The 22749-nt window shown below is 32.7% G+C and carries 24 protein-coding genes; 15 read left to right on the top strand and 9 right to left on the bottom strand.

The annotated features are described in order from the left end of the window. Nucleotides 1-35 precede the first annotated feature (35 nt). Entirely contained in the window at nucleotides 36-401 is a 366-nt protein-coding gene (locus LCI24_RS03660; protein WP_274639220.1) for a hypothetical protein, read from the top strand. An 86-nt stretch (nucleotides 402-487) separates the two neighbouring features. Here LCI24_RS03660 and aat read toward each other — a convergent pair whose 3' ends face one another. Continuing rightward, nucleotides 488-1111, bottom strand: a complete 624-nt coding sequence (gene aat / locus LCI24_RS03655) for a leucyl/phenylalanyl-tRNA--protein transferase (RefSeq protein ID WP_274639219.1) — start codon at nucleotides 1109-1111, stop codon at nucleotides 488-490. Nucleotides 1112-1310: 199 nt separating this feature from the next. Continuing rightward, complete coding sequence (locus tag LCI24_RS03650; RefSeq protein WP_274639218.1) at nucleotides 1311-2690, bottom strand: short-chain fatty acid transporter; 1380 nt, start codon at nucleotides 2688-2690, stop codon at nucleotides 1311-1313. Between the two features lie 65 nt (nucleotides 2691-2755). Here LCI24_RS03650 and LCI24_RS03645 point away from each other — a divergent pair, with 65 nt between their 5' ends. The 3 genes from LCI24_RS03645 to LCI24_RS03635 all read left to right on the top strand — a co-directional run bounded on the left by LCI24_RS03645 (nucleotide 2756) and on the right by LCI24_RS03635 (nucleotide 5289). Next, the gene (locus LCI24_RS03645) at nucleotides 2756-4312 is read left to right on the top strand and encodes an NAD(P)/FAD-dependent oxidoreductase (RefSeq protein WP_274639217.1); all 1557 of its coding nucleotides are present in this window, start codon (nucleotides 2756-2758) and stop codon (nucleotides 4310-4312) included. An 80-nt stretch (nucleotides 4313-4392) separates the two neighbouring features. Beyond that, nucleotides 4393-5028 (top strand): YqaA family protein, encoded by a 636-nt coding sequence (locus LCI24_RS03640; RefSeq protein ID WP_121146097.1) that lies wholly within the window; start codon nucleotides 4393-4395, stop codon nucleotides 5026-5028. Between the two features lie 12 nt (nucleotides 5029-5040). Beyond that, nucleotides 5041-5289, top strand: coding sequence for a DUF1456 family protein (locus LCI24_RS03635; RefSeq protein ID WP_274639216.1), 249 nt, complete (start codon nucleotides 5041-5043; stop codon nucleotides 5287-5289). A gap of 235 nt (nucleotides 5290-5524) precedes the next feature. On the opposite strand, the gene LCI24_RS03630 is transcribed toward LCI24_RS03635, so the two are convergent. After that, the gene (locus LCI24_RS03630; protein ID WP_125068815.1) at nucleotides 5525-5890 is read right to left on the bottom strand and encodes a DUF3127 domain-containing protein; all 366 of its coding nucleotides are present in this window, start codon (nucleotides 5888-5890) and stop codon (nucleotides 5525-5527) included. A 7-nt stretch (nucleotides 5891-5897) separates the two neighbouring features. Next, nucleotides 5898-6758: a flavin reductase family protein gene (locus LCI24_RS03625; protein ID WP_274639215.1), complete on the bottom strand. Its 861-nt coding sequence runs from the start codon at nucleotides 6756-6758 to the stop codon at nucleotides 5898-5900. Nucleotides 6759-6833: 75 nt separating this feature from the next. Between LCI24_RS03625 and LCI24_RS03620 the strand changes: the two genes are divergently transcribed. After that, nucleotides 6834-7982: a sensor histidine kinase gene (locus tag LCI24_RS03620; protein WP_274639214.1), complete on the top strand. Its 1149-nt coding sequence runs from the start codon at nucleotides 6834-6836 to the stop codon at nucleotides 7980-7982. A gap of 29 nt (nucleotides 7983-8011) precedes the next feature. Here LCI24_RS03620 and LCI24_RS03615 read toward each other — a convergent pair whose 3' ends face one another. The 3 genes from LCI24_RS03615 to greA form a co-directional block, all read right to left on the bottom strand. Beyond that, nucleotides 8012-8893, bottom strand: a complete 882-nt coding sequence (locus LCI24_RS03615) for a hypothetical protein (RefSeq protein ID WP_274639213.1) — start codon at nucleotides 8891-8893, stop codon at nucleotides 8012-8014. Nucleotides 8894-8960: 67 nt separating this feature from the next. Then, on the bottom strand, nucleotides 8961-9353 hold the full coding sequence (locus LCI24_RS03610) for an HIT family protein (protein WP_274639212.1): 393 nt from the start codon (nucleotides 9351-9353) through the stop codon (nucleotides 8961-8963). A gap of 101 nt (nucleotides 9354-9454) precedes the next feature. Beyond that, the gene (greA, locus tag LCI24_RS03605; protein WP_099215937.1) at nucleotides 9455-9928 is read right to left on the bottom strand and encodes a transcription elongation factor GreA; all 474 of its coding nucleotides are present in this window, start codon (nucleotides 9926-9928) and stop codon (nucleotides 9455-9457) included. Between the two features lie 194 nt (nucleotides 9929-10122). On the opposite strand from greA, the gene LCI24_RS03600 reads away from it, so the two are divergent. The 8 genes from LCI24_RS03600 (at nucleotide 10123) to LCI24_RS03565 (ending at nucleotide 18781) form a co-directional block, all read left to right on the top strand. Beyond that, nucleotides 10123-10533, top strand: a complete 411-nt coding sequence (locus tag LCI24_RS03600; RefSeq protein WP_121146101.1) for a Rieske (2Fe-2S) protein — start codon at nucleotides 10123-10125, stop codon at nucleotides 10531-10533. Between the two features lie 66 nt (nucleotides 10534-10599). Then, on the top strand, nucleotides 10600-11757 hold the full coding sequence (locus LCI24_RS03595; RefSeq protein WP_274639211.1) for a 5-(carboxyamino)imidazole ribonucleotide synthase: 1158 nt from the start codon (nucleotides 10600-10602) through the stop codon (nucleotides 11755-11757). A gap of 38 nt (nucleotides 11758-11795) precedes the next feature. After that, complete coding sequence (gene purE, locus LCI24_RS03590) at nucleotides 11796-12275, top strand: 5-(carboxyamino)imidazole ribonucleotide mutase (RefSeq protein ID WP_274639210.1); 480 nt, start codon at nucleotides 11796-11798, stop codon at nucleotides 12273-12275. 82 nt (nucleotides 12276-12357) lie between these two features. Next, a complete protein-coding gene (locus tag LCI24_RS03585) occupies nucleotides 12358-14391 on the top strand; it encodes a M3 family metallopeptidase (protein ID WP_274639209.1) in 2034 nt (677 codons plus the stop codon). Between the two features lie 134 nt (nucleotides 14392-14525). Next, on the top strand, nucleotides 14526-14864 hold the full coding sequence (locus LCI24_RS03580; RefSeq protein WP_274639208.1) for a hypothetical protein: 339 nt from the start codon (nucleotides 14526-14528) through the stop codon (nucleotides 14862-14864). A 183-nt stretch (nucleotides 14865-15047) separates the two neighbouring features. Beyond that, nucleotides 15048-17408 (top strand): TonB-dependent receptor, encoded by a 2361-nt coding sequence (locus LCI24_RS03575; RefSeq protein WP_274639207.1) that lies wholly within the window; start codon nucleotides 15048-15050, stop codon nucleotides 17406-17408. A 19-nt stretch (nucleotides 17409-17427) separates the two neighbouring features. Then, a complete protein-coding gene (locus LCI24_RS03570; protein WP_274639206.1) occupies nucleotides 17428-18252 on the top strand; it encodes a hypothetical protein in 825 nt (274 codons plus the stop codon). 55 nt (nucleotides 18253-18307) lie between these two features. Beyond that, on the top strand, nucleotides 18308-18781 hold the full coding sequence (locus LCI24_RS03565) for a DUF4625 domain-containing protein (protein WP_274639205.1): 474 nt from the start codon (nucleotides 18308-18310) through the stop codon (nucleotides 18779-18781). Between the two features lie 3 nt (nucleotides 18782-18784). Here LCI24_RS03565 and LCI24_RS03560 read toward each other — a convergent pair whose 3' ends face one another. Continuing rightward, nucleotides 18785-20014: a glycosyltransferase gene (locus LCI24_RS03560; RefSeq protein ID WP_274639204.1), complete on the bottom strand. Its 1230-nt coding sequence runs from the start codon at nucleotides 20012-20014 to the stop codon at nucleotides 18785-18787. 4 nt (nucleotides 20015-20018) lie between these two features. Beyond that, on the bottom strand, nucleotides 20019-20489 hold the full coding sequence (locus LCI24_RS03555) for a heme-binding domain-containing protein (protein ID WP_274639203.1): 471 nt from the start codon (nucleotides 20487-20489) through the stop codon (nucleotides 20019-20021). Between the two features lie 97 nt (nucleotides 20490-20586). On the opposite strand from LCI24_RS03555, the gene lpdA reads away from it, so the two are divergent. Both lpdA and LCI24_RS03545 read left to right on the top strand, forming a co-directional pair. Continuing rightward, complete coding sequence (gene lpdA / locus LCI24_RS03550; protein ID WP_274639202.1) at nucleotides 20587-21987, top strand: dihydrolipoyl dehydrogenase; 1401 nt, start codon at nucleotides 20587-20589, stop codon at nucleotides 21985-21987. A gap of 97 nt (nucleotides 21988-22084) precedes the next feature. After that, a complete protein-coding gene (locus LCI24_RS03545; RefSeq protein ID WP_274639201.1) occupies nucleotides 22085-22717 on the top strand; it encodes a hypothetical protein in 633 nt (210 codons plus the stop codon). The last annotated feature ends 32 nt before the right edge of the window (nucleotides 22718-22749 follow it).

Genomic DNA, 22749 nt, shown 5'->3' with positions numbered 1-22749 from the left:
TAATCATAATCTAGACCGTTGTACACACCCTATAAATGACATACACATATTCTATTTGCCATCCAGAAAAAGAAAATATTGAATATAGAAACACCCCTATTTCAGGAAATGAAGTTCTAGAAATAGCTAAAAATTATCCTTGGATTGAAAAACTGAGGTTTTCTGTTTCTTTAGACCCACATGGTATTTATTACAATCCTTCTCTCGATTTTACTTGTATTGAAAATGATAACAGTTTTTGTTTAACCACAGATTATGATGAGAATGAAAACCTAGAATTCTCTTTGTGGTACAATAGAACCAAAAAAGTTAAAATCTTATTCGGATTATTGGGAGAAAAAGAAAAAAGGTTGTTGATGATATTTGGTCTATTAGTTTCGATGAATCCTTGGAATATTTAGAAGACTTTGTGAACGGAAACTATACATTAATTGAGAAGCTCTTCAGATAAAAACTGTCACTTCATATTAATATTTCAAACAAAACTCTACAACCACCTCAAAAACTCCTCTCTAGGAATTTCTCTCGCGCCTAAACTTGCTAGATGGTCGTTATATACTTGGCAATCGATGAGTTTGTAGCCTCCCTTTTGTGCTAAATGGATAAACGCAACTTTGCTCATATTGCTTACTTTGCTAAACATACTCTCGCCACAAAACACCCCATTTCCTAAATCTACTCCGTACAAACCTGCCACTAGTTTATCTTCAACCCAAACCTCAATAGATTTTGCATAGCCTTTATCGTGTAGGTTTATATAAGCATCCTCCATTTCATCGGTAATCCAAGTACCTAATTGATCAAAACGATTGATGTGTCGACAATTAAAAATAACATCGTCAAAAACTTTATTTTCCGTTATCGTGAAACCACCTTTTCGCAATACCTGTTTCATCGATTTTGAAATCTTCACTTCCTCAGGAAATAACACCATACGCTCCCATGGAGAATACCAAACAATCGGTTCCCCTTCATTAAACCATGGAAAAATTCCATGTTGGTAGGCATACACCAATCGCTCAACCGATAAATCACCGCCCAAAGCCAGTAAACCATCATCAGTAGCCAACTCATACGGAGGAAACTCTATTTTTTCAGAAAGCCAAATCATTCGTTACATTCTTTTTTACAAAAATACTATATCCGTCAATTCAACATCAACGTTTTATTAATAAAACAAAGTATAGTCACCATCAGCGAAGTTCGCTGGCGTTTCCTCAACACAATGAAACCATCAGCGAAGCTCGCTGACGTTTTCTCAACGCAACGGAACCTTCAGCGTGACGCGCTGAGGTTTCCTCAATAAATTCCTAAAACAAGGTAAGCCCTAATAAATAAATTACGCTACCTACCACCATTGCAATTAACGTGTAGGGTAAAATTTCTTTTGCTTTTAGTTTTGTAATTCCTAATAAGGGTAATGCCCAAAAAGGCTGTAACATGTTAGTTATTTGATCTCCATATGCTAGTGCCATAATTGCTTTAGGCAACGGAACCCCTAATTTTAATGCACTTTCTACCACAATAGGTCCTTGTACAACCCACTGTCCTCCTCCACTCGGCACAAAAATATTGACCAAACCAGCACTAAAAAAAGTGAATATGGGTAAAGTAGTTGCAGTTGCTATCGACACGAAAAAATCAGAAATTAAAGTAACCATTCCCGTACTTTTCATCACCCCCATAATACCAAAATACAACGGAAACTGAATTAAAATTCCAGAAACATCACTAATCGATTCTCCCACAGCATTGGTAAACTTTTTAAAACTTCCGTGTAGCATAATTCCTAATCCCAACATAAAGAAGTTAATCAGGTTAGGCGTAATTTTTAACTGCTGAATATCTGCCCAATAACGATAACCAAACGCTACTAAAATCAACACACCAAAAGCAATAGCTAACCATTGAGAACTATCTAGTTTTTCTGCTTGTGTGCTAACCTTTTCATCGGTATGCATTTTATATTCTGGTAAATTAATCGCTGTAGGAGTTGCTTTCTTCCCTAAAAAATAAAAGGTTGCCGATACCGCAGCTACTACCACGAAAAAAATCAGCAAATTCCACCAACTAAAAATCGTTTGAGAATAATCAATCACATCAGGTATTTGAGCTAAAACCTCATCCGAAGAAACCGATTGCATAATACTTTTTATATGTCCGCTCTCGTTAATTTTTATCGGTGCAGAACCTGAAATTCCACCATGCCAAACCATTAATCCCATATAACCCGCCGCTCCAATAATTGGATAGTTTAATTTGATATTATGTTGTTGCGCATGTTCTGCTACTTTACGTGCCAACAAAGCACCAAAAATGAGTCCTAGCCCCCAATTAAAGAAAGCTACCAACATAGTAGTACAACTTACAATAGCTGCACTGTTTGCTGTGTTGGTACAGAATTTTGTTGCTTTTAAAATTAAATTACTCACAGGTTTACTCAACACCAATACATGCCCTAATACCAAAATCAACATCATTTGATAGGCAAAAACGAGTAATCCGTTAGACCAAATTCCATTTTCCCAAAATTGTAACACCTCTAAAGAATAGGTAACTACAGAGCTTTCTGCTGGTTTTGTAAAAAACAGTGCTAATAAAAGAGTTACCAGTGTTAATAATATAGCGATGGTAAAAGGTGAGGGTAAATATTTTTTAAAAACATTTTCTATAACCTGCGTAATTTTCATAGTATAGGGTTTGATTTGCTAAAATAATTAAATAGACTGAATCTTATTTTAACTAGTTTTGCAGTATGGTAAAAGAACTTCAATTACGTGTTAATTTAATAGAAGAACGCAAAGACAATATTTTACAGCTAAAAGCTGCTAAGAAGCTAGGTATTAATATAGCTGATATTACTAGCGTGAAAGTGTTACGTAAATCGATAGATGCACGTAAAAAAGAAGTTATTTTTAACTATAAAGTAGCAGTATACATTAACAAACCACAACCAGATACTCCTGATTATATTTTTGAATATCAAGATGTATCAAATGCGAAAGAAATTCATATTGTAGGTTTTGGTCCTGCGGGAATGTATGCGGCGCTTCGTTGTATTGAATTAGGATACAAACCTATTGTGTTAGAACGTGGTAAAAATGTACAAGATCGTCGTAGAGACTTACGTGCTATTAACCAATTTCATGAAGTAAATCCAGACTCTAACTATTGTTTTGGTGAAGGTGGTGCTGGAACGTATTCTGACGGAAAACTATATACAAGAAGTTTAAAGCGTGGTGATGTTCGTAAAATATTTGAAAACTTAGTATATCATGGTGCTACCGATCAAATTTTAGTCGATGCACATCCGCACATAGGAACTAACAAACTTCCGAAGATTATTCAAAATATTCGTGAAACAATTTTAAAACACGGTGGAGAAGTTCATTTTGAAACTCGTGTTACTGATTTTATCGTTAAAAACAACAAGCTACAAGCTATACAACTCCAAAACGGAACGGAAATGGCTGTGAATGCTGTTGTTTTGGCTACAGGGCATTCTGCAAGAGATATATACGAGCTATTGCATAAAAAAGACATTTTACTGAAAGCAAAGTCGTTTGCTATGGGAGTTCGTGTAGAGCATCCGCAAGAAATTATTGATAAAATTCAGTATAGTTGTTCTGGTGAACGTGATGAGTTATTGCCTGCTGCTGCATATAGTTTAGTTCATCAAGTTGGAAACCGTGGAGTGTATTCATTCTGTATGTGTCCTGGAGGATTCATCGTTCCTGCGGCAACTGCCAATGGTGAAGTTGTAGTAAACGGAATGTCGCCTTCGCGTCGTAATAACAAGTTTGCAAATTCGGGTATTGTAGTTGAAATCAATGTAGATAAAGATTTACCGAAGTATGAGAAATATGGAGTTTTAAAAGGCTTACAATATCAAAAAGATTTAGAAAAGTTAGCCTTTAACGCAGGTGGAAAAAGTCAGGTTGCTCCAGCGCAACGTTTAACTGATTTTGTGGAAGGTAGATTATCTTCTTCTTTAAATGATTGTTCGTATCAACCTGGATTGAATTCTTCTCCGCTACATTCCTTACTCCCTAAATTGATTGGAAGTAGATTACGTAAAGGTTTTGCTGCTTTCGGGCAAAAAATGCATGGTTATTATACTGCGGAAGCCAACATTGTTGGGGTGGAGTCTAGAACCTCATCACCAGTAAATATTCCGAGAAAAGAAAACCTTGAACATCCACAAATTGAAGGACTCTTTCCTTGTGGTGAAGGTGGTGGTTATGCGGGTGGTATTATTTCGGCTGCTATGGACGGTGAACGCTGTGCCGAGGCTGCCATTGCAAACCTGTAATAATTAACAAATATTTGTTGGTGTAATTTCCAATTACCTCGTACTTTTGCTATTCCTAAAAATTAGAGGCTTTTTTAGCGATGAGTAAAAAGAATAAAAAAAATAACAAAAAGAAAATAGATAAGCCGCATTATAAACGTTTACACAACTACTATAATCGCACTGGTTTTTACATGTTCATTTGGATTAGCTTGAAGAAAGCTTTTTGGCCAATTGTTGGAGCTGTTGTTGGTATATTATTATTTAACAAGTATGTTTATAATATTAACGATGGTTTACAACATATGACCGAAACTTTTTCTAGAACGGGAGTTTTAGTTACTTTTTTTATTTCTGAAACAATTTTAGGATTAATTCCGCCAGAAATTTTCATCGCATGGTCTAAAAAAACAGCCGACCCTATTGTAAATATTTCTTTGTTAGCTACCTTATCTTATTTAGGAGGTTTGTGTGCTTATTTTATAGGTAGAGCTTCTTTAAAGATAGATTCTGTAAGAAATTACTTAGAAGTTAAAATGGCTAAAAACCTTAAAAACACTAGTAAATGGGGTGGATTTTTAATTTTAGTAGGTGCACTATTACCACTACCTTTTGCTATTAGCTGTTTAACTGCTGGTATGATTAAATACCCTTTTAAAAATGTAGTTTTTGTAGGCTTATTTCGTTTTGCTCGTTTTGCTATTTATGCATGGGCTATTTTTTCGGTAGTAAATTAACTTAAAACAATTATGGGACTAACTAACAACGACATTTTTAAAAAGCTACGAGTAGCACATAAATTAAGAGATACTGATATTATTAAAATCTGCGCTTTGGTAGATTTTAAAGTTTCTAAATCGGAAATCAACGCAATCTTTAGAAAAGAAGATCATCCTAAGTATGTGGAATGCGGAGATCAGTTTTTACGTAACTTTTTAAACGGATTAATTATTCATTTAAGAGGTCCGATGCCAGAGAAAAAGCCAACAAAAAAGTAACCACACCACTAACACTTATATAATTAAAAAACCTTCTGATTCAATCAGAAGGTTTTTATTTTCCCCTTAAATTTCTCAATCAATAATTATTTATTGAATGATTATGACACAAATATATAACTGTCTTTTGATACATTATAAGGGATATCCGTAAGTATATATGTAGTTTTCCGCAAAACAAAAAAAGAGCGCAAATTTTGCGCTCTTTTTTGTATTCATAGTTTTCTAAATATTCTTAGAAAGGTAAATCATCTGGTTCGTTAGCAGATAAATCTGGAGCTGGCTCAAATTGATCAGCTGGTGGAATGTTTTGTGAAGCAGCTTGTGCTAAGTTTTCAATTCTCCATCCTTGAATAGAGTTGAAGTATTTAGCTTCTCCTTGTGGGTTAATCCATTCTCTTCCTCTTAAATTAATAGAAACCTTTACATCTTGCCCTACCTGGTAACTGTTTAATAAATCACATTTATCTTGAATAAATTCAATTAATAACATTTGAGGATATTGCTCATCAGTAGTTACTACTAGTTCACGCTTTCTAAATCCGTTAGACCCAAATGTTTGTGTCTCGTTAATTAATTTAATTTTTCCTATTACTTCCATTTCTTATCTATTTAATTAAAAGTACCTTCCAAGCACTTTCTACATCATTGTTTTGTAAATACTCTTGTGCAAAAGTATGTTTTTTTTCAGTTGAAATACCCACAAATTGTGAATGTTCTTTCGCAAAGTTATTAACAGCTTCTTCTGTAGGTAGCTGTTCTACATTGCCTAACATACCTAAATTGTTTCCTGTTAATACTGTACTGTTTTTTATTTCAGCAGGTATTTGGTCTACTCCAATTCCTAAGGTAGTTAATGGTTTTGGAATTTCAAAAAAACCATCTCTAGCTCTACTGTAATAATTCCCTCCTGCTCTGGCTACTAAATCTATTTTATGTTGGTCTATACTACCATCTTCTGCCAATACATTTTCGTTTACATGTAGTTTTACCACCTCACATACAATTAAGTTTCCTGCTCCACCTTCTTCACCTGTGTAAATGATGTCTTTTACTTTACATTCAAATTGTACAGGAGACTCCGCTACTCTAAACGGCTTTACCTCATCTGAAGGTAACATTGTAAAACCAGCTTTTATAAACTCATTTACTCCTTTAGGGTACATCGTACTACTCAACGACATTTGCTGAACAATATCGTAATTTACAATATTAATAACCACTTCTCTGGTTGCTTCAGCATTGTCTAAAGTATGTTTGGTTTTATTTCCTCGTACACTACGTGCTGGAGAAAAAATCATAATTGGTGGGTTTGCCCCAAATACATTAAAAAAACTAAATGGTGATAAATTTGGGTTTCCATCTGCATCTACAGTACTTGCAAAAGCAATAGGTCTTGGAGCTACAGCTCCTAATAAATATCCATGAAGTTTAGAAGTTGGTATATCTTTAGGGTTTATTGATAACATTCTGTATAATTTTAGTGTAAATATACTACCTATTTATAAATTTAGTTATTCTAGATAATAGTTTATATTTGATTGATGGTTTTTTTTAGAAACACTTATTGGGTAAAACGTATTGCAATTAGTATTTCCTTACTTATCGTTTTATTTATTTTATGGAATACCTACGTGTTTTTTCAAAAATTTAAAAAGGATGAACGCGCTAAGATGGAGATTTATGCCACTGCTATTAAAGAAGTGGTATCTAACCCAAATTCAGATGGTAACTTTAACTTAGTAAACAAAGTTTATGAAACCATAGAGAATATTCCTTCTATTTTGGTTGATAAAGATGGACAGATAAAGCAGTTCCATAACTTAGATTCTATAAAATCTACAGACCCAAAGTATCTTCAACAGCAATTGAGCATTATGAAAAAACAGAATGAACCAATTGCTATAGAGTACTTAGGTATTAAAGAACATATTTACTACAGAAACTCTGATCTTTTATACAAACTTAAATACTACCCGCTCGCCTTAGTACTAATTTTAGGGTTATTCCTTACTATTATTTACATGGTGTACAAGTCTAACAAAGTTGCTGAACAAAATAAGTTGTGGACAGGAATGGCTAAAGAAACTGCGCATCAAATAGGAACGCCGCTTTCTTCTTTATTAGGTTGGATAGCTATTTTACGTGCTGAGGATGTTAGCAGTGATTATGTTGATGAAATTGAAAAAGATGTGCGACGCTTAAATACCATCGCAAATCGTTTTTCTAAAATAGGATCTCTACCAGAGTTAAAACCTTACAACGTTGTATCCATTACTAAAGCTGCTTATGACTACTTAGAAAATAGAAGTTCTAAACAAATTTCTTTTTCTTTTACTACCGAAGCAGAAGAAATTCGCGCCAACCTAAATACCGAGTTATATGGTTGGGTAATAGAAAACTTAATTAAAAATGCTATTGATGCTATGCAAGGTAAAGGGAGTTTATCTGTTAGCATTAGTAAAAGTTCTAAGAATGTAAAAATTCTAATTACTGATACTGGTAAAGGAATTCCTAAAACACAGTTTTCACAAATATTCAACCCAGGATTTACCACAAAAAAACGCGGTTGGGGACTTGGTTTATCGCTCTCTAAACGTATTATTGAGGATTACCACAGCGGAAAAATACACGTGCTAAGATCTGAAATAGGAAAAGGAACTACTTTTGAAATCTTATTGAATAAGGTTTAGTAATTCCTTCTCTCCTATTTAATGTTACCTTAATTAATAACCAACTCTGTTGTTACTGTAATTTCTTTTGATGAATTCTCATCTTTTAACTTAGCTACCAACTTACATGGATTGCTAATTTTACCCTTAGAGAAACTAATTTTTGCTGTTAATTGGTTTTCTAAAGCTTTAGGGTCAACTCCTTCCTTATAAGCACTCAATAGGTTCGGGTTAGAAATGATCTTACCTCCTTTATTATCTGAAAGTTCAAGTGAAAAAACAGGAAAGACTTTGTTATCGCTTAATTCTAATCCTTTTGCCCCTTCAATTATTAAAATAAATAAGTGTTCAGGGCTTATATTTTTATCGAAAACTGGTTGTTTAAGCGTCTCATTCCACAAATAAATATTTGTATACTCAATATCATTATTTGTTATTTTAAGTAAATCGTTTTCCTTTATAGTAAATGGTAATTCATAGTTGAATTTCCCTTCTCCTTTTTTATCCCATATTTGTAAATAAGCCTTATACTTTTCGTTATTTTGATATGCTAATGCTGCTCTAAAATTAGCTTGTAACTTAAGAGGAGAAAGTGCTGTTCCATCAGTTATATTCCCTAATAAATCAGGATTAGATAGCACAGTATCTTTTTCATTTTTAACAATATACATTGAAAGTCCTGGATAAGTATTTTCATCCAGTTTTGTTAATCCAGTAACATTGTTAAAAACTAAATTTACTTTTTCGCCAAAAACAAATTCATTTCTCTTTTCAACTTTACCATTAACTTCTATAAGTACATCATCAGACCCTAATCCGTCTCCTCTTGAATATGCTCCTGTTATTAAATCTTTATTTGCTGATTGATTAAATTGACAAGAACTAAATAGTATAGTAAATGTTAATAAAATTAGTATGATAGTTTTCTGCATTAATTTTTCTTATTTGGTTATTTTATCTTTTATATTTATAATCTCGCTGAAATAAATAATGACTCAATTATTCAAAACTCTTAGCAATTTCTTCTGCTACTGCTACAAACTCTTCATTTGTTAATTTTTCTTTCTTTACAAATCGGATGTCCTCCATGGTTTGTAATGGAATTAAATGCACATGTACATGAGGTACTTCTAAACCAATTACACTCATTCCCACACGCTCACATGGAATAGTTTTCTCAATCGCTTTGGCTACTCTATAAGAAAAAGACATTAATCCATCGTACTCTTCTTTCGATAAGTCAAATAATTTATTTTCTTCTCGCTTAGGAATAACCAATGTATGTCCTTTTGCATTTGGATTGATATCTAAAAAAGCAAAATAGTTATCGTCTTCTGCTATTTTGTATGATGGAATTTCTCCGTTTATAATCTTTGTAAAAATACTTGCCATGTTTTTTTATTTAATTTTACAGTAAAAATAAAAAAGAAATCGGGTTCTAGCGAAGCTAAAACCCGAATAAATCTTTACTCTTTTATATTTGTTCTTTTCTCTTATCGAGAAATCTCCATAACTTCAAACTTCATAATTCCGTTAGGTACTTGTATTTCGGCAACATCACCTACTTTTTTACCTAACAATCCTTTACCTATTGGTGAGTTTACAGATAATTTTCCGTTTCTTACATCACTTTCACTATCTGCAACAAGTGTGTAGGTAAATTCCATTCCGTTAACTGTATTTTTAATCTTAACTATTGAGTGAATTAAGATTTTAGACATGTCCAACTGACTTTCATCAATAACACGAGCATTAGCTACTACATTTTTTAGCTTAGCTATTTTTGTTTCTAATAACGATTGTTCTTCTTTTGCAGCATGGTATTCTGCATTCTCACTCAAATCTCCTTTATCACGAGCATCCGCTATTTCTTGAGAAACACGTGGTCTTTCTACTTGCTCTAAATGTGCTAACTCTTCTTTAAGTTTCTTTAATCCTTCTTCCGTATAATATGATACATTACTCATCTCTTCTCTCTTTTTAAAATCAACAAACTTTTATACGCTTTCCTTAACGTTTTATAAGAAGCATATAACTTTTCTTCCTAGAACCCTGAGGGTTAAATTTAAAAATCCCACGCCGTTAGGAATGAGATTGTCTTACAAATGTACAAAATATTTGTAACTTCGTTGCGTTACAATAACAACTTCTATACTAAAAAATGAAAAAAATATTTTATTTATTTCTTGTTATAATTTGTTCTAGCTGTAGTGATAACACTCCTATTAACAACTGTTTTTCTGGAATAAAAATGAATGCTATCATCGATTTATCGCTTCCAGAATTTAGCGGTTTATTAGTTCCTGGAGGAGAGTCTCAAAATGTAATACAAGGGAGAAATGTTTTTATTTTTAGAACAGGGACCTCTGGTTACAGAGCTTTTGACCAGCAATGCCCAGAGCAAAACTGTAACTCTTTAATGACTTTTAACGGAGTAGAAATTACCTGCCCTTGCGATGATAAAAAATACAACTACCTTTCTGGTGGTGCTCCTTTAGATGGTGAAGGTTGTAATGCATTAATGTATTTTGTTACTCCCATTAGTAACAATCAGTTAAGAATATCTCGTTAATACTATTTGTACTAACAATTAGATTCTTATTTTTGCAGCAACAACAACACAATTAACACATTTATCGTGAAAAACTACTTTTCTTCAAACTTTAAATTGGGTGTTCTAGGAGGCGGCCAATTAGGAAGAATGTTACTTACCGAAACGCAAAAATTCGATATCTATACTGTTATTTTAGACGGAAACGCTGACGCTCCTTGCGCTCAGATATGTAACGAGTTTCATCAAGGAGATTTATTGGATTATGATACTGTTTACAATTTTGGAAAACAAGTAGATTTGTTAACCATAGAAATTGAAAACGTAAACATTGATGCTTTAGATGCTTTAGAAGCTGAGGGACTAACCATTTTTCCAAAGCCTAAAAACTTAAGAACTATTCAAAACAAAGCACATCAAAAGGTGTTTTATCACGATAATAACATCCCTACTGCTGACTTTTCTAGGTTTACTTCTTTAGAAGAATTAAAACATGCTATAAGTAATGAAGCTGTTAGTTTTCCTTTTGTATGGAAATCTGCTCGATTTGGATATGATGGTAATGGGGTAAAAATAGTTCGTGCCATCAGCGATTTAGAAAACCTACCTACTGGTGAGTGTATTTCTGAAAAACTAGTTCCTTTTAAAAATGAATTAGCTGTTATTGTTGCAAGAAATGCAAGCGGAGAAACCAAAACTTATCCTGTAGTTGAAATGGAATTTCACCCAGAAGCAAATCAGGTAGAGTATGTAATTTGTCCTGCTAGAATTGAAGATGCAGTTGCTAAAAAAGCGCGCGAAGTTGCTTTAAAAGTTGCGGATGCATTTGATTTTGTTGGATTGTTAGCCGTGGAAATGTTTCAAACCGAAAATGACGAAATTTTAGTTAATGAAGCTGCTCCAAGAACTCACAATTCAGGGCATTATTCTATTGAAGCAAGTTATACTAGTCAATTTGAACAACATTTGCGTAGTATTTTAAACCTTCCGTTAGGAAATACCAATAGTAAAGTAGCTGGAATCATGGTGAACTTAGTTGGTGCAGAAGGTTATACTGGTGATGTTGTATACGAAAACATTGAAGAGATTTTAAAGATTGACGGAGTTACTCCTCACATCTACGGAAAAAAGACAACCAAACCTTTCCGTAAAATGGGACATGTAACTATTGTGAATGAAGATATAAATGAGGCGAGAAAAGTCGCTCAACAAGTAAAAGAAACTATTAAGGTAATAGCAAAATAACCTCTCGACTACGTTCGAGATGACAAAAACATAAATTTATGGTAGGAATTATCATGGGAAGCGATTCAGATCTTCCAATTATGCAAGAAGCAATTGATATTTTAGAGAGTTTTGATATTCAAGTAGAAGTAGATATCGTATCTGCACACAGAACTCCTGAAAAATTATTCGATTACGCTAACAATGCACACAAGCGTGGTATACAAGTTATTGTTGCTGGTGCTGGAGGTGCTGCTCATTTACCTGGAATGGTAGCCAGTATGAGTCCGCTACCAGTAATTGGAGTTCCTGTAAAAAGTAGAAATTCTATTGATGGTTGGGATTCTGTGTTATCTATTCTTCAAATGCCAGGGGGGGTCCCTGTGGCTACAGTTGCTTTAGATGGAGCTAAAAATGCAGGAATCTTAGCTGCTCAAATTATTGGAGCTTCTGACAAATGTGTGTTAGATAAAATAATCGCTTATAAAGAAGGTTTAAAACTGAAAGTTGAAAAAGCTTCTGAAAGAATAAAAAAATAAGTACCTTAGTACAATATTAACTTGAAGACCTCACAGATTTTTTTATTTGTGAGGTTTCTTCAATTTTTTAAACAAAATTTTCATGACTAAAAATCCACTTTTACAAGATTTTAATACGCCCCCTTTTTCTCAAATTAAAGAAGAAGATTATAAACCTGCTATAAAAGAAGCTATACAAATAGCTAAAGACGAAATTGATGCTATTGTAGAAAACTCTGAAGCTCCAACTTTTGAAAACACTACAGTCGCTTTAGACAACACAGGTAATAAATTAGATAGAGCTACTTCTATCTTTTTCAACTTAAACTCTGCTGAAACAAATGAAGAAATTCAAAAAATAGCGAAAGATATTTCGCCTTGGTTAAGTGAGTTTAGAAACGACATGATTTTAAATGAAGAATTGTTTAAACGTGTAAAAACTGTATACGATCAACTTTCTGATTTAAACTTGACTCCTGAACAAGAAATGTTGTTAGATAAACAATACAAAAGTTTTGCACGTAACGGAGCAAATTTAAATGAAACTGACAAAGCTGAGCTTCGCAAAATTGATGCTGAGTTAGCAAAATTATCGTTACAGTTTGGTGAGCATGTGTTGGCTGAAACTAATGCTTTTGAATTATTAATTACCAATGAAGATGATTTAGCTGGTTTGCCAGAAAGCGCTAAAGAAGCTGCTAAAGAACTCGCTAACTCTAAAGGTAAAGAGGGTTGGATGATTACCTTAGATTACCCAAGCTATATTCCTTTTATGACCTATGCTGATAATAGAGAATTGAGAAAAAAGTTATCCATCGCTTTTGGTAAAAAAGGATTTCAACAAAATGAATATAACAATGAACAAGTTGTAAAAGACATTGTAACCCTACGTCATAAAAGAGCAAACCTATTAGGTTATAAAACCCACGCTCATTTTGTATTAGAAGAGCGTATGGCTGAAACTCCTGAAAAAGTTATGGAGTTTTTAAATGAGCTATTAGAAAAGGCCAAACCTGCTGCACAACGTGAGTTTAAAAACTTAGAAGCGTATGCTAAAAAATTGGATGGAATTGACCAACTGCAAAAATGGGACGGTGCTTACTATTCTGAAAAACTAAAAAAAGAGTTATTTAACTTAGACCAAGAGTTACTAAAACCTTACTTTAAGTTAGAAAATGTAATTGATGGTGTGTTTACTGTTGCTAACAAATTGTATAATTTACAGTTTGAAGAAATAGACACTATTGACAAGTATCATGAAGATGTAAAAACGTATGCTGTAAAAGATACTGATGGTAATTTTGTTTCATATTTCTATGCAGATTTTCATCCAAGACCAGGAAAACGTAATGGTGCGTGGATGACTTCTTATAAATCACAATACATGAGTAACGATACTAACGAAAGACCTCAAGTATCTATCGTTTGTAACTTTACCAAACCTACGCAAACTAAGCCTTCTTTATTAACTTTTAACGAGGTTACTACCTTATTCCACGAGTTTGGTCACGCCTTACACGGAATGCTTGCCAATACGACTTATAAAAGCTTATCAGGAACTTCTGTTTCTTGGGATTTTGTAGAGTTGCCTAGCCAAGTTTTAGAAAACTGGTGTTACGAAAAAGAAACGTTGGAATTATTTGCAAAACATTATGAGACAGGTGAGGTTATTCCTATGGAATATGTTGAGAAGATTAAAGAATCTGCAAGTTTCCATGAAGGAATACAAACCCTGCGCCAATTAAGCTTCGGATTATTAGATATGTCTTGGCATTCTGGAGATTCTCCTGAAACAATTACTAATGTTAAAGAATTTGAAACGAATGCTTTCGCAGAAACTAAATTATATCCTGATGTAGCAGAAAACTGTATGAGTACTTCTTTTTCTCATATTTTTCAAGGTGGATACTCAGCTGGATATTACTCTTACAAATGGGCAGAAGTGTTAGATGCTGATGCTTTTGAATATTTTAAAGAGGAAGGTATTTTTAACAAAGAGGTTGCAGATAAATTTAAAAACAATGTATTATCTAAAGGAGGAACAGAAGAGCCTATGGAATTATACAAACGTTTTAGAGGAAGAGAGCCAAAACCAGATGCTTTATTAAGGCGTGCTGGATTGATTGACAAGAATTAATACAATTACATTTCAATATTTAAAATAGTCCTTTTTTATAAGAAAGGGACTATTTTTTTTAGAAAAAATTAACACAATTTCACATATAAAAAGTTTGCTAAGCCCTTACTTTTGTTTCCCTACAGTTATAAAAAATGAGCTTGAATAAAAATAGCATATTTAGTAAAATCGCCTCTTTGTCTTTGGTGGTTCTTCTTATGCTTCCTATTCTTATAAAAGCTACCCATCATCATGAAAATGAAGCACACCATCATAACTGTAAAGAAAAATCTACTCACTTACACGAATCGGTAAACAACCATTGTGATATTTGTTATTTTTCTTTTGCATCTTTTGATGTACCTACACAAAATTTCTCACAAGTTTCAGCTATTCTTCCTGGTAAGATAATAGTAGATAATTACAAGTCGATTATCTTATCTTCTTATCATTCTCTGAATAGAAAACTTAGAGGACCCCCTACAAACTTGTAACATATTATTTTTAGAACATTTGTACTCTTATCGGAGTATATGTTTATGCAACCCTAAAACTAGGTTTTACGCTATAATTACATATGTTTACTCCTACTATAGTAACGTGTTCTAAACTTATTTAATCAATAGTCGATTTTTTCTATTTCGGCTAACACAATTCGTTTTTAAATTCTGTTTACAATGACAAAACAAAGCTTAGGTGCTTTATTTTGTGTATTGTTTCACGCAATTATTTTTAGTCAGAATACCAGTTCTGTTACTATTAAGGTAATTGATGGAACAACACAAAGTGAGTTACCCAATGCTCACGTGAGTATTGGTTCAAAGCACGCGTACACAAACACTAAAGGAAATAGTAGTTTTTACAAACTTTTGAACAAAGAGTATCTCTTAACTGTTACTCATGTTGGATATGTTAGTTATCAAGAAAACATATTTCCTACTAACTCAGTAATAATTATCCCTTTAACACAAGACAATTCAGTGTTAAATGAGGTGGTTATTGCACAAAACCCTAAAAAAACACTAACAAAGTTCTCCAGTAATACACAAAGGATTGATGTTGGTTTTTTAGAGAAAAATAGAGACAATAGTTTAATGCAAACTCTTAAAGATATTCCAGGGGTTAGCACAATTACTATTGGTTCTGGTCAATCCAAACCTACCATTAGAGGTTTAGGCTTTAATAGAGTTGTTGTTGTTGAAAATGGTATAAAACACGAAGCACAACAATGGGGAGCCGATCATGGTTTGGAAATAGACCAATATAATATTGATAATATTGAAGTTACTAAAGGAGCTGCTTCTCTACTCTATGGTTCTGACGCAATATCAGGTGTAATTAGCCTGAAAAACAACTTACTACCTGATGTTAATTCTTTTTCAGGTGAACTAAACCTCACCAACAGAAGTAACAACGATTTTTATGGAGTTTCTTTGGGAGTTAAACAACGTTATAATCATTGGTATTATAAAGCTAGAATTACTCATGAAGATTATGGTGACTATAAAGTTCCTACCAAAAAAATTACATACGATAATTACATTTTTGACTTGCATAAAAATTACTTACGTAACACAGCAGGATACAATCATAATGTTGGAGTTTCTATAGGTTATGTATCAGATAATATTAGCTCTATAACTTCTTTTAGTAATGTAAATTCTAAAAATGGTTTTTTCGCTAATGCACATGGTCTGGAAGTGAGAACTTCTAAAATAGAGTACGATGCTGACAATAGAGATATTGATTTACCCCGTCATAAAGTCAATCATTTTAAAATAACGAATAATACCAGTTTTCTATTCCCCAATTACACGTTAGATGTTGAGCTTGGGCTTCAAAATAATCATCGCGAAGAACATTCAGAACCTGTTCCGCATGGTTATATGCCCAAGCCGTCATCTACAATAGAACGCTTGTTTAAGAAGACCACCTACAGTCTTAATGCAAAAAGTCAATTACACTATTTTGAAGAACATAAAGTTACCACTGGTATAAACTTAGAGTATCAAGATAATACTATTGATGGCTGGGGATTTCTTATTCCTGAATATACTCGTTTTACAGTTGGGGCTTTTGTGTACGATCAAATAAAACTCAACAACAATTTATATTTAGATGGTGGTGTACGCTACGATTATGGCGTAATAAAAACACAACCCTATTACGAATGGTTCTTATCTCCTGTTACTGACGAAAACGGAAATACTACTCAGCAACAACTACAGCGTTCAGAAAGAAAGAATTTAACTTTTGGAAGTTTTAGTGCTTCAGCTGGATTAAGTTATGGACTTAAAAACACATCGTATAAAATAAATATAGGTAAGAGTTTTAGAATTCCACTGGCAAACGAATTGGCTTCAGACGGAGTAAACTATCACATGTACCGATATGAAGAAGGGAACCTTGATTTAGAGCCTGAAAGTTCTTATCAAATAGATGGAGAATTTAAAGCAAAATATAATAAAGCCTCTATCCAGCTTACTCCTTTTGTCAATTATTTTGATAATTATATTTATTTAAGTCCAACCCCTGAGTATTACGAAACACTTCAAAAGTACCAATACAGTCAAAGTCGTGTTTTTAGATATGGTGGTGAAATTATGATTCAATATGAACCTATTGATAAATTATCGATTACGGGTTCTTTAGAATATGTAAAAGCAAGGCAATTAAGTGGAAAAAAGAAAAACTTCACACTTCCTTTTTCTCCTCCGTTAACAGGAGTTGTTTCGCTTGAGTATACATTGAATCCTTGGTTAACTTTTGGCGACACTAAACTATTCTCAAGTGTACGATTGGTTTCGGATCAAAACAATATTGTACCCCCTGAAAAAACGACAGAAGGGTATTCTTTAATAAATATTGGTTTGCATACGAGTGTAGATCTTTTCTCAAAAAAACAACCTCTTAAAATTCAAGGGAGGTTAAATAACATTTTAAACAACAAAGTATTCGACCATACGAGTTTCTATAGACTTATAGAAGTTCCTGAGCCTGGAAGAAACTTTTCAATAACAATTATACAAACATTTTAATCATTTAATTTTTTTAATCATGAAAAACACATTTAAAACAGCAATCTTATTTTTTGTAAGCCTTTTAATTATTTCTTGTAGTGATGAAGATAACATACCAGAAACTTTTGATGAAAACATCAATACAGAACGTTTTAAAAGCATGGAGTTAGGTAATTCTGATTTTGTTTTACCACAATCAAACGTAGATGTTCATATTGAATTTGACTACGAAGGAACTAGTAAGGTTTCTAAAATTTATTTTGATGTTGAAGCTTTTGATGTTCCTAAAGTCAAGACAGGTGAGTTAATTTGGGAATTAAAGAATCATTTAGTTCCTGTTGATAGTTATGAAGGTCAATTAAACCCTCATATACATTACCATGTATATTTTGATGAAGAGAACAAATACACTCCTTCTTTTACACCTGCTGAAGGAGTTTATAAGTTTAAAATTACAGTTGAACATGAAGACGGAACTAAAAGTGCCATTACTAAAAAGTTACACATTATTCAAAAATTTAAAGACTTAGAAATTGGTGATAACAACTCAATCGCCTTTGGAAAAGATGAGTTACATACCGAATTTGAATATGTTTCTGGTAATAATACTGTTACTGAAATTAAATACGAATTTTGGTTCAAAGAATGGAGAGAAGGTCAAAATGTTGAAGTTGGTAAGTGGGATAAAGTAATTAATGTTTTACCTAAAGAATTGTATGAAGGAGTTAAAAACCCGCACATACATTATCATTACGATTTAATTCCTGGTGCTCCAGTAGGAAGCTACTGGCTAAATATTTACGCTAAAGAAAGCGGAGAAAGCGAAACAGTAAAATTGTCAATTCCTATCGAAATTAAATAATTATAACAAAAAGGCTACTTGTTTCTCAAGTAGTCTTTTGTAACAATAAACTATTATGAAATTATTAAAAATAACAAGTGCTTTTCTTCTATTAATCTTATTAAATATAGGTTGTAGTAGTGAATCTGAAGAACCAGACACTGAAAAGCCAACTATTACCATAAATTACAACGAAGGTTTTCCCAAGTCGTGTACTGTTTTAGAAAAAGGGAAAGAATATACCATACGCGTAAAAGTGTCTGATAACATTGCATTGGCTACTTACGCTATAGACATTCATCATAATTTTGATCATCATACACACGATGATCAAGGCTCTAATTGTGAGTTATCTCCTATAAAAGATCCTGTTTCTCCTTTAATTTTTATGGAAAACTATACTATTGATAACAATCGTAAAGAATATGAGGTAGTGCAAAACATTACAATTCCTACTGATATTGATTCTGGCGATTACCATTGTCAAATTTCTGTAATTGATGTTACTGGATGGCAAAGTAGAACCTCAGTAGATATTAAAATTGAATAAGTTCTATTTCTTATTCTTTTCTTCAATCCACTTGCTCATAAATTTTGTAGCCTGTAAGGTTTGATGTTGCAACAAACTTCCAAGAAAATTTTGTGTACGATGTGTTTCAAAGTTTTCTTGGATTTCTTTTATTTTGTTTACAAAAGAAAAAGCTAATTTTTCTTTATCGTATATCGAATTAATTATTACAACTCCTTTTTGTTGAGACTTTTTCCAAAGAATATCATAAGTATATAGCTCTATAGCTTTGTTGGCAAACTTCTCAAAATCATCTTCTATAAATCCGTTCCAAGGTAAATTTCCATGCATGCCTTCTGCACCTATTGAAGTAGTAACACTTGGAGTACCACATTCCATTGCTTCGGTTAATTTACCTTTAATTCCAGCTCCAAAACGAATTGGCGCTAACACTACTCTAGCACTTTTAACTACTTCGAGTGCATCTTCTGCAAAACCTTTTATAATAAACCCTTCTTTTGGTTTATGCAATTGCTGAATTTGCTGCGTAGCATAGGCTCCGTAAATATGTAATTCTGCCTCTGGTAATTGCTTTCTTATCGTTTTCCAAATTGTTTTTAATTGTAAAACAGCATCTACATTTGGAGCATGAAAAAAGTTACCTATAAACACAAAATGTTGTCGTTCTTCAAATGACTTCCATCTTTTTACTACTTTTTCATCAATTGAACTCAATAAAAAAGGTAAATGATATAGTAAAGATTCATCAACTTTAAAAACGTCTTTCAATAACTGCATTTCGTAGGTTGAAATAATCAAGCTCATATCACAACGTAAAATAGCAGCGATTTCTCGTTTTGCTTCATCCGACTTCAACAATGCTTCTGTAGAAAATTGTTTTCCTTTTTTTAATTGTTGATGACGTGTTTTACGTAAAAAATGTAAATCTTCTGTATCTAAAACTCGTAAAGCTTTCGGGCAATATTCTGCTACACGCCAACCAAATTGTTCTTCCATCATAAAACGATCGAACAACACAACATCTGGTTGCTGTTCTTTTATAAAATCATCAAAAGAACTTGAATTTAATTCAATCGATTTCTCCTCAACTCCTAACTCTACTAAGTTTAAAGAGTTTTCAGTTTTTTGGGCAGGTGTTGCAAAAGTAATGGTATAGTTTTGGTCTTTAAAAACATTAAGTAACTGTAACATTCGGTTACCAGCTCCTGTAGTTTTTTCTATCCAAACATATCCAATTATTAAAAGTTGTTGCATTAATTTAGTTCGCTAGCTGCATTTTGTAATCTCCTTGTACACTTTTAGCCCAGTTAATTACTTGCTCAACTTCTTCTTTAGTTAAATGAGCATCAGCGTGTGTCCAAGTATAAGAATCTAATGGCATTTTTCCTTTTTCTACTTCCTCCCAAACTTCTTCCATTTTATGTTCTTTTCTTTTTAAGGAATAAGTAGCCCATTCAGAAAAATTCAATTCTTCTTTTCCATGGTTTACGTGGTCAGCTAACCAATAGTTAACTGGTGTAATACTACTATACCAAGGATAACGAGTTGAATTACTGTGACAATCAAAACATGCTGTTTTTAATATTTTGTGCACTTGATCATTTGGTTTGGTTTCTTTTATAAAAGCTTCAACTGTAGTTATTTCTCCTTGATTTTTTTCTGGTTGAAAAAACTGCGCTATTACCAATAGTATTAATAAGAATCCTATAATTTTTTTGAAAATTTTCATACAACGAATTTAAGTTTTAAAGATATGAAAACTAATTTTATCGACAAATAATTGTATTTTTGTGCTTCATTATTTATGAAAAAATAAAACACAACTCATGAAATACGATTTAATCGTTATTGGTTCTGGTCCAGGAGGGTACATTGCTGCTATCAGAGCCGCTCAATTAGGTTCTAAAGTTGCTATTATCGAAAAGTACTCAACTTTAGGTGGAACTTGTTTAAATGTTGGATGTATTCCTTCAAAAGCTTTATTAGATTCTTCGCACCATTACTATGATGCAGTAAATCATTTCGAAGAGCATGGTATCTCTGTTGAGAAGCCTTCTTTTGACTTCGGAAAAATGGTAGCTCGTAAAGCAAATGTAGTAGAAACTACTACTGGAGGTATCAAATATTTAATGGATAAAAACAATATTGAGGTTTACGAAGGTTTAGGTTCTTTTGAAGATGCTACTCACGTAAAAATCACTAAAAATGATGGTACTGAAGAAGAAATTGAAGGTACTAACATTATAATAGCTACTGGTTCTAAACCATCTTCTTTACCTTTTATTACTATTGATAAAGAGCGTGTAATAACTTCTACTGAAGCGTTAAAACTTCCTGAAGTTCCTAAGCACTTATTAGTTATAGGTGGTGGTGTTATTGGTTTAGAGTTAGGTTCAGTTTATAAGCGTTTAGGTGCTGACGTAACTGTTATCGAGTATGCTCCAACAATTACGCCTACTATGGATAAAGATGTTTCTAAAGAACTTACTAAGGTTTTAAAGAAACAAGGTATGAAAATTAATGCTAGCCACGGTGTAACTTCTGTTGAAAGAAATGGTGACGAAGTTGTGGTAAAAGCTACTAATAAAAAAGGTGAAGAGGTTACTTTTACTGGTGATTACTGTTTAGTTTCAGTAGGTCGTCGTCCGTATACTGAAGGATTAGCTTTAGAAAAAGCGGGGGTTAAAGTTACTGAAAGAGGAATGGTTGAAGTAAATGATCATTTACAAACGAACGTTTCTAACATATATGCTATTGGTGATGTAGTTCGTGGAGCTATGTTAGCACACAAAGCAGAAGAAGAAGGTGTGGTTGTAGCTGAATATTTAGCTGGACAAAAACCTCACATCGACTATAACTTAATTCCTGGTATTGTTTACACTTGGCCAGAAGTAGCGGCTGTTGGTAAAACTGAACAAGAATTAAAAGATGCTGGTGTTGATTACAAGTCTGGAAAATTCTCTATGCGTGCATTAGGACGTTCTCGTGCAAGTGGAGATACTGATGGATTTGTAAAAGTATTGGCTGATAAAAATACAGATGAAGTATTAGGAGTTCATATGGTAGGTGCTCGTGTAGCTGACTTAATTATGGAAGCAGCTGTAGCGATGGAATACAGAGCTTCTGCGGAAGATTTAGCTCGTATTTGTCATGGACACCCAACATACTCTGAAGCTGTAAAAGAAGCAGCTAAAGCAGCTTGGGATGGTAAACCATTAAATGCTTAATAAAAAGCTTTAAAATATACTTAAAAAAGCAATCTCGTTTGAGGTTGCTTTTTTGTTTTAATTAAATTAGTTTAGTTATTGATAAATACAACCTTAAATGCAAAAAAGAATAAACCTTATATTTTCTGTATTTCTCTTATTTAATCTAGCTTCTTGTAAAACTCACAGAAAAGATTTAGAAAAAGAATTTTATTATCCCAATCCCTCCGATTTCTCATTAAGTAAAAATTATCAATATATAGATCTGGATGGATTTAATGATTTTAGCCAATTAGTCGATAGTCTTGAGAATTTAAACTATGACGAAAAAAGAGCTTATTTAAAAATTGATAGTAATAAAAAAAGATATAACGTTCTTGTATCAACAACTTTTGGTAAATGTTATCCTATATTTATTAAGCTTAAAAATATTTTAAGTATTTCAAAAGATAGTTTGAGAAAAGAAAAAAACTACCCTATCAAAAATTTAAAAAGTGTTCTTAAAAAAGACTTTTCAAATTTTGGCAAAGATTATGACTATTCAGACTCTCCAGAAAAACTTATCATTTCTTTAACTTGTGAAATAGATGAATTAGAAAACTTAATCATAAAAGTATCCGAAGTTTTTAATGAAATTCAACAAGAATCATCTGACTCTCTTAAGTTAAATATATTTGTAAACAGAAGAATAGAAATACTTCCTCCACCACCAATAATTAAGGACTTAGAAAGATTTATAGACAACAATTAAATAAAAAATCCCGAACTAAATAGTTCGGGATT

The organism is Tenacibaculum larymnensis (genome assembly GCF_028829235.1).
In the GTDB taxonomy this organism is placed as follows: domain Bacteria; phylum Bacteroidota; class Bacteroidia; order Flavobacteriales; family Flavobacteriaceae; genus Polaribacter; species Polaribacter larymnensis.
This window is presented reverse-complemented; position numbering and strand designations above follow the sequence as displayed.